Annotated in this window: 6 protein-coding genes; all 6 read left to right on the top strand. The window is 69.6% G+C overall.

Going from position 1 to position 7,035, the window contains the following annotated elements; all coding sequences use genetic code 11:
• The first annotated feature begins 162 nt into the window (after window positions 1-162).
• The 6 genes from cysK to ZRA01_RS15355 all read left to right on the top strand — a co-directional run bounded on the left by cysK (window position 163) and on the right by ZRA01_RS15355 (window position 6,914).
• On the top strand, window positions 163-1,095 hold the full coding sequence (cysK, locus tag ZRA01_RS15380) for a cysteine synthase A (RefSeq protein ID WP_141353788.1): 933 nt from the start codon (window positions 163-165) through the stop codon (window positions 1,093-1,095).
• 1 nt (window position 1,096) lies between these two features.
• A complete protein-coding gene (locus ZRA01_RS15375; protein WP_141353786.1) occupies window positions 1,097-2,257 on the top strand; it encodes a MalY/PatB family protein in 1,161 nt (386 codons plus the stop codon).
• A gap of 33 nt (window positions 2,258-2,290) precedes the next feature.
• The gene (locus tag ZRA01_RS15370; RefSeq protein ID WP_170182989.1) at window positions 2,291-3,688 is read left to right on the top strand and encodes a DUF4832 domain-containing protein; all 1,398 of its coding nucleotides are present in this window, start codon (window positions 2,291-2,293) and stop codon (window positions 3,686-3,688) included.
• Window positions 3,689-3,782: 94 nt separating this feature from the next.
• Window positions 3,783-5,588, top strand: coding sequence for an NAD(P)H-dependent oxidoreductase subunit E (locus ZRA01_RS15365; RefSeq protein WP_371859308.1), 1,806 nt, complete (start codon window positions 3,783-3,785; stop codon window positions 5,586-5,588).
• Window positions 5,589-5,661: 73 nt separating this feature from the next.
• Window positions 5,662-6,366 carry a 2Fe-2S iron-sulfur cluster-binding protein gene (locus tag ZRA01_RS15360; RefSeq protein WP_141353780.1) on the top strand — a complete coding sequence of 235 codons (705 nt, stop codon included), beginning with the start codon at window positions 5,662-5,664 and terminating at the stop codon, window positions 6,364-6,366.
• A complete protein-coding gene (locus tag ZRA01_RS15355) occupies window positions 6,363-6,914 on the top strand; it encodes an NADH-quinone oxidoreductase subunit B family protein (protein WP_141353778.1) in 552 nt (183 codons plus the stop codon). Before ZRA01_RS15360 ends, ZRA01_RS15355 begins: the two co-directional genes overlap by 4 nt.
• Window positions 6,915-7,035 lie beyond the last annotated feature (121 nt).

Raw genomic sequence — 7,035 nt, 5'->3', positions numbered from 1 at the left:
GATGCACGGCAGTTCGGGGAGGCGTGAGATGTGTGTAATGGGATGCTCTGACAGCCCTGCAAAACCCAGCATGGGGTTATTTTATTATTCAATTTTTGACTAAAAGCAGTGGATTTTTAGCACTAGAATACATTTAAGAAATCCATTCACGAAGGAGCCCCCATGCGCATCGCCAACAACGTCGCCGAACTCGTCGGCAACACCCCGCTGGTCAAGCTGAACCGCCTCGCCCCGGCCAACGGCGCCACCGTTGCCCTCAAGCTGGAGTTCTTCAACCCGGCCCACAGCGTTAAAGACCGCATCGCCGTGGCCATGCTCGACGCCGCCGAGGCCGCCGGCAAGATCACCCCCGACACCATCGTCCTCGAGCCCACCTCCGGCAACACCGGCATTGGCCTGGCGATGGTCTGCGCCGCCCGCGGTTACAAGAGCGCCTTCGTGATGCCCGAAACCATGAGCCGGGAGCGCAAGCTGCTGCTCAAGGCCTACGGCGCCGACCTGATCCTCACCCCCGGCGCCGAGGGCATGCCCGGCGCCGTCAAGAAGGCCGAGGAGCTCGCCGCCGCCGACCCGCGCTATTTCATCCCGCAGCAGTTCGAGAACCCCGCCAACCCGGCCATCCACCGCGCCACCACGGCCGAGGAGATCTGGGCCGACACCGACGGCCAGGTGGACATCTTCGTGGCCGGCGTGGGCACCGGCGGCACCGTCACTGGCGTCGGCGAGGCACTCAAGGAGAAGAAGCCCGGCGTCCAGGTGATCGCCGTCGAACCCGCCGCCAGCCCGGTGCTCTCCGGCGGCAACCGCGGCCCCCACCCGATCCAGGGCATCGGCGCCGGCTTCGTGCCGGGCATCCTCAATACCGGCGTCTACGACGAGATCGTCCAGGTGCCCAACGACGCGGCCCTCGACACCGCCCGCCGCCTGGCCCGCGAAGAAGGCCTGCTGGTCGGCATCTCCTCGGGCGCCGCGGTGTGGTCGGCGCTGCAGGTGGCCGAGCGCCCCGAGAACGCCGGCAAGCTCATCGTCGTGATCATCCCGTCCTTCGGCGAGCGCTACCTGTCCACCGTGCTCTTCCAGCATCTGGAAGTCTGACTTGAGCGCCTTCGACTTCACCGCCTGCCCCGACCGCGCCGGCAGCGACAGCATCAAGTGGCGCCGCTACGCCGGCCGCGACGTGATCCCGATGTGGGTGGCCGACATGGACTTCGCCGCGCCACCGCCGGTGCTCGAAGCCCTGCAGGCGCGCATCGCCCACGGGGTGTTCGGCTACGCCGACCCGTGGCCGTCGCTTGTCGAGGCCGTGCAGGCCGGCATCGCCCGCGACCACGGCTGGCACATCGAGCCCGACTGGCTGGTGTGGCTGCCGGGCGTGGTCACTGGCTTCAACGTGGCGGTGCGGGCGGTCGGCCAGGCTGGCGACGGCGTCTTCACCGCCACCCCGGTGTACCCACCCTTCCTGCACGCACCGGGCAACTTCGGGCAACGCCTGCTCACCGCGCCCCTCGTCCATGACGGCCGGCGCTGGGGCTGGGACTGGCCCGCCACCGAAGCGGCCCTCGCCGACGGGGCGCGGCTGTTCATGCTGTGCAACCCCCACAACCCGGTCGGCCGGGTGTTCGACCGCGATGAGCTCACCCGCATCGCCGAACTCGCCGGGCGCCACGACCTCGTCATCTGCTCCGACGAGATCCACTGCGGCCTGGTGCTCGACCCAACCACCCAGCACACCCCCATCGCAGCCCTGGACGACACCGTCGCCCGCCGCACCATCACCCTGATGGCGCCCTCGAAGACCTGGAACATCCCGGCCCTCTACTGCGCCTTCGCGATCATCCCCGACGCCGGGCTGCGGGCCCGCTACAAGCGCGCCATGGCCGGCATCGTGCCCCACGTCAATGTGCTCGGGCTGGTCGGCGCCGAAGTCGCCTACCGCGATTGCGACCCATGGCGGCAGGCGCTGCTGGCCACCCTGCGCAGCAACGCGGCCCGCGTCGCCAGCGTGATCAACCAGCTGCCCGGGCTCGCCATGGCCCCGGTCGAGGCCACCTACCTGGCCTGGATCGACTGCCGCGGCCTGCTCGCGGCCCGGGGCGTCCCCAACGCTGCAGCCTTCTTCGAGGCCGCTGGTGTCGGCCTCTCGGATGGCAAGGACTTCGGCCTGCCAGGTTTCGTACGGCTCAACTTCGGCTGCCCGCCGCAGCGCCTCGAAGAAGCGCTTCAACGCATCCACCGCGCGGTCACGGCGACAGGCTAAACTCGGGGGCACCCTATGCCTTTCGACTTCGTCATGCCCCTTGCCCGCCGCCCCTGCCGTCCGCTCCTGCGCCGCAGCCTGAGCCTGTTGGCCGCGCTGCTGGTCGCCTGCGGCGGTGGCGGCGGCTCATCCGATACCCCGCCGCTCGACGCCAGCGTGTCCTTTACGGCCACCGACCTGGATTTTTCCAACCCAGAACGGGGCATGACCCGCAGCCTGGACGCCCTCGCCACGGCCTCCGACAGCCAGCTGGCCACCCTCTCCGCGGCGGGCGTGCGCCTCGCCTACGCCCCGCTGCGCCTCGACGCCTGGCGCGACGCCAGCCTGCCGGACAGCCTGCTGAACCAGCTCGACGACGCCTTCGCCCGGGTCCGCCGGGCCGGCCTCAAGCTGGTGCTGCGGGTCAGCTACAACGACCCCGCCGCGCCCGGCAGCGACCCACGGGACGCCAGCCTCGTTCGCATCCATGAGCACATCGCCCGCCTCGCCCCCACGCTCGCCGCAAATGCCGACGTGATCGCCTACTGGCAGGCCGGCTTCATCGGCGCCTGGGGCGAATGGCACGACTCCACCAACGGCCTGGACGACCCCGACGCCCGGCTCGCGGTGCGGGACGCCCTGCTCGCCGCCCTGCCGCCCGGGCGCAGCCTGCAGTTCCGCCAGCCCGCCGACCTGCAGCGCTGGTACCCCTCGCCCGCGGTGGAGACAAGCACCGGCCCCCAGGCCCGGATCGGCCTCCACAACGACTGCTTTCTGGCCGACGACACCGACGTGGGCACCTACCCGGACGGCGAACCCCAGCGCAGCTACATCCGCCAGCTGAGCGCGGTCACCCCCTTCGGCGGCGAAACCTGCCAGCCACCCGACCCGGCCCAGGCCCGCAACAGCTGCGCCGACATCCTGCGCGAGGGGGCCGAATACCACGTGAGCTACCTCGGCGAGGACTACTACACCCCCACCTTCCACGACACCTGGGCAGCCCAGGGCTGCCTCGGCACCGTGCTCACCCGGCTGGGCTACCGCTTCGAGCTGATCCGCCTGGCCCACACCCCCAGCGCTGCCCCCGGCGAGGCCATCGGGCTGCGCCTCGAGCTGGTCAATCGGGGCTGGGCCCGGCTCCACAACGCCCGCCCCGTCCAGCTGCTGCTCCGCCACGAAGACAGCGGGCAAGTCGTCCGGATTCCGCTGGCAGACGTGGATCCCCGCCAATGGACACCCGGCCAGCTCATCCAGATCAACCGCCGCCTCGACCTGCCAACCGGGCTGGCCAGCGGCCCCTACGCCCTGCTGATCGCCCTCCCGGACGAAGACCCGCGCCTGGCCAATGACCCCCGCTACGCCATCCGCCCCGCCAACGCCGACCAGGGCACCCAGGGCTGGGACGCCCAGCTCGGCGCCTTCGCCCTGGGGAGCCGGCTCACCCTGCGCTGAGGCACGCCGAACTCTCTGATCCAGCGCAAGATTCAGCCCCGCCCCGGGTGCATAATGGGCACGTCTTCAGCTTTCGCCGGAGGTCGTCGTGAGTGTGCTCCCGTCATCGGTCGTCGCATCACTGGACGACATCCTGCTGCGTCACCGCCACCAGGCCACCGAGCTGCTGCAGATCCTCATCCAGGCCCAGCAGATCGAAGGCTGGCTGCCCGCCGCCACCCTCACCCACATCGCGGCGGCCCTCGGCCTGCCCCGGGCGCGGGTCGAAGGTGTCGCCGGTTTCTACAGCTTTCTGTACACGCAGCCGGTCGGTCGCTACCGGGTGCTCTTCTCCGACAACATCACCGACCGCATGCTCGGCAACGCCGAGCTGCTCGACGCCCTGTGCCGCAAGCTGTGGATCGAGCCCGGCCACCTGTCCGAGGACGGCCTCGTCAGCGTCACCACCACCTCGTGCACCGGCCTGTGCGACCAGGGCCCGGCGATGCTCGTCAATGGCCGGGCGATTGGCCAGCTCAGCCACCGGCGCATCAACGAGATCGCCGAGCTGATCCGCCAGCAGCGCCCGCTCGAGCTGTGGCCCGCCGAATACTTCCAGATCGACGACAACATCCGCCGCCGCGACGCGCTGCTCGGCCTCGACATGCCCCCCGGCGCCGCACTGCAGGCTGCCGTAGCCCGCGGCCGCGACGGCTGGCTGGCCGAGATGCAGGCCTCCAACCTGCGCGGCCGGGGCGGGGCGGGCTTCGCCACCGCCGTCAAATGGGCCAGCGCCAAAAATGCCCCGGGCGCGCCCAAGGTGATCGTCTGCAACGCCGACGAAGGCGAACCCGGCACCTTTAAAGACCGCGTCCTCCTCAACAGCTTCGCCGACCTCGTCTTCGAGGGCATGAGCCTCGCCGCCTGGGCGGTGGGCGCCAGCCAGGGCTTCCTGTACCTGCGCGGCGAATACCGCTACCTGCTGCCGCAGCTCGAAGCCGTGCTCGCCCGGCGCCGCGCCGCCGGCCTGCTCGGCACAGGCATCCTCGGGCAGGCGGGCTTCGACTTCGACATCGCCATTCACCTGGGCGCCGGTGCGTACGTGTGCGGCGAAGAATCCGCCCTCATCGAATCCCTCGAAGGCAAGCGCGGCACCCCGCGCATCCGCCCGCCCTTCCCGGTCACCAAGGGTTACCTGGGGCGGCCCACGGTGGTTAACAACGTCGAGACCCTGGCCAAGACCTGCCTCATCGCCCTCGGCGGCGGCGAGGCCTTCGCGGCCACCGGCACCGCCCAGTCGGCTGGCACCAAGCTGCTCTCCATCTCCGGCGACTGCGCGATGCCCGGCATCTACGAATACCCCTTCGGCGTGCCGATCTCGCGCGTCCTCGAAGACTGCGGCGCCAGCGACACCCAGGCCGTGCAGGTGGGCGGCGCGTCCGGCATCTGCCTGGCCGGCTACGAATTCCACCGCCGCATTGCCTACGAAGACGTACCCACCGCCGGCGCCTTCATGATCTTCGACGGCACCCGCGACCTCTTCGACGTGGCCCGCGCCTTCGTGCATTTCTTCGCCCACGAGAGCTGCGGCTTCTGCACCCCGTGCCGGGTCGGCACCTCGCTGCTGAAGGGCTTCATGGACAAGCTCGCCGACGGCCACGGCGCCCAGGCCGACCTGGCCGACATCGACTGGCTCGACCGCCTGCTCAAGAACGCCAGCCACTGCGGCCTCGGCAGCGCCGCCCCGAACCCGGTGATCGACACTTTGCAAAAATTCCGCCCCGCCTACGAGCGGCGCCTGGTGTCGCTCGATTTCGAGCCCGCCTTCGACCTCGACGCCGCCCTCGCCGAAGCCCGCCAGCTCACCGGCCGCGACGACAGTGGCGCCCACCTCAAGACCCATGAGGAGGACGAAAAATGAGCCCGCAGTGCCGCCCCCCAAGGCCCAGCCTTCCGCCCGGCGGAACGGCGCCTAGCGCGAAAGGTGCCTGATCATGACCAAGCAGTTCCTGCTCGACGGCCAACCCGTCCCCTTCGACGACGGCCAGACCATCCTCGAAGCCGCCCGCAAGGCCGGTCACTACATCCCCAGCCTGTGCTGGCACAAGGATTTCCCGCCCCACGGCAGCTGCAAGCTGTGCGTCGTGAAAGCCGCCGGGCGCCACGTGTCGGCCTGCGCCACCCCCGCCAAGGAGGGCTGGGAAGTCGAGAGCAACACCCCCGAGATCAACGGCGAGCGCCGCGGGCTGCTGCAGATGCTGTTCGTCGAGGGCAACCACTTCTGCCCCTCCTGTGAAAAAAGCGGCAACTGCGAACTCCAGGCCCTGGCCTACGAATACGAGGTGCTCACCCCGCGCTTCCGCCACTTCTTCCCCGACCGCCCGGTCGACGCCAGCCACCCCGATGTGCTGCTCGACTTCAACCGCTGCATCTTCTGCGAGCTGTGCGTGCGCGCCAGCCGCGAGATCGACGGCAAGTCGGTGTTCGCCCTCACCGGCCGCGGCATCGGCAAGCACCTGGTGGTCAATGCCGAATCCGGCCAGCTCGGCGACACCGACTTCTCCGCCACCGACGCCGCCGCCCACATCTGCCCGGTGGGTGTGATCCTGCCCAAGGGCACGGGCTTCGCGGTGCCCATCGGCGAGCGCAGCTTCGACGTGGCCACGATCCGCAGCAAGACCCTGAAGGAGTCGTCATGAACAGCCCTTCGCCCCGCAAGCTGCGCGTCGCCACGGCATCGCTGGCCGGCTGTTTCGGCTGCCACATGTCCTTCCTCGACATCGACGAGCACCTCTTCGAGCTGGTCGAGCTGATCGAGTTCGACCGCTCGCCCCTCACCGACATCAAGGACGTCGGCCCCTGCGACATCGGCCTCATCGAAGGCGGCGTGTGCAATGCCGAAAACGTGCACGTGCTGCGCGAGTTCCGCCGCAACTGCAAAACCTTGATCGCGCTGGGCGCCTGCGCGGTCAATGGCGGCCTGCCGGCCCAGCGCAACCACATCCCGCTGGCCGAATGCCTGCGCGAGGTCTATCAGTTCCGCGATGGCGTCGCCAACGGCCAGATCCCCAACGACCCCGAGCTCCCGCTGCCCCTAGACAAGGTGCGGCCGATCCACGAGGTGGTGCGGGTCGATTACTTCATCCCCGGCTGCCCGCCGTCCGGGCCGGCCATCTGGAAATTCCTCACCGACCTGCTGGCCGGGCGCACGCCGCGGCTGTCGGGCGGCCTGCTGCACTATGACTGAGGCGGGGAGGCGTGAGGAGGAAGGAGCGAGGAGGCCTTGCTGAAACACTTTGCGCTCCCGATCGGCAGCGCAAAAGGCTCGAGAAAAGCCTCCTCACCCCTCACTCCCTACCCCTACCTGC

This window comes from Zoogloea ramigera (assembly GCF_006539865.1).
Classification (GTDB): Bacteria; Pseudomonadota; Gammaproteobacteria; order Burkholderiales; family Rhodocyclaceae; genus Zoogloea; species Zoogloea ramigera.
Note: the sequence above shows the minus strand (reverse complement) of the source record. Positions and strands in the feature narration are given on the sequence as shown.